This window comes from Pseudoalteromonas sp. 0802, from assembly GCF_013350085.1.
GTDB lineage: Bacteria > Pseudomonadota > Gammaproteobacteria > Enterobacterales > Alteromonadaceae > Pseudoalteromonas.
This window is the reverse complement of sequence record NZ_JABVXE010000073.1, coordinates 1-677: the sequence shown is the minus strand read 5'-3', so window position 1 is coordinate 677 and position 677 is coordinate 1. Positions and strand designations below refer to the sequence as shown.

General features: G+C 36.6%; 1 protein-coding gene. It reads left to right on the top strand.

Going from position 1 to position 677, the window contains the following annotated elements; genetic code table 11:
- On the top strand, positions 1 to 677 hold a 677-nt coding region (locus tag HUS61_RS21975), incomplete at both ends, for an EAL domain-containing protein (protein ID WP_175087003.1).

Here is a 677-nt window from a genome sequence, read left to right as displayed (position 1 = left end):
GCCTCTCTACCCCATTAGAAAAAACTGACTACATAGCTCGCTTTAGCGCTGATGAATTCATAGTTATTTTGAGTTCGGAGCCCTCATCGAATCATGAAAAATTAACTCAGCTTTTGATTGATTCATTTAATTCACCTTTAAAACTGCATGACCAACTGATTTTTACTTCAATTAGTGTCGGGATCTGTCGTTTTCCAAATGATGGAAAGTCAGTAAGAACTTTATTACAGTGCGCTGAAACCGCAATGTACGACGCCAAGGAAAATGGACGTAGTCAGTTTAGGATTTATAACAAAGCGATGAGCGATAGCTCGCATTTTCAGATTGAGATATCACAGCACCTAAGAGAGTCACTAATACATGAAGAGTTTCACCTTGTATATCAACCCATCTACTGTGCTAAATCTGAAAAAATAGTTGCTTGTGAGGCCCTATTGCGTTGGGATTCTAATGCAAATAAAAACAATACTACTCCTGATACATTTATCCCCATTGCTGAAAAAGTCGGCCTCATGATCCCAATTGGTAACTTAATATTTCATATGGCCCTCAAAGAACTAAAAAAATGGCGTTCTAATGGTATAAATGATGTTCGTATGTTGATTAATATTTCAGGAAAGCAATTGCTCCAAAAGGAGTTCTTTTCACAGCTTTCTGAATTACTTGAAATATATGAA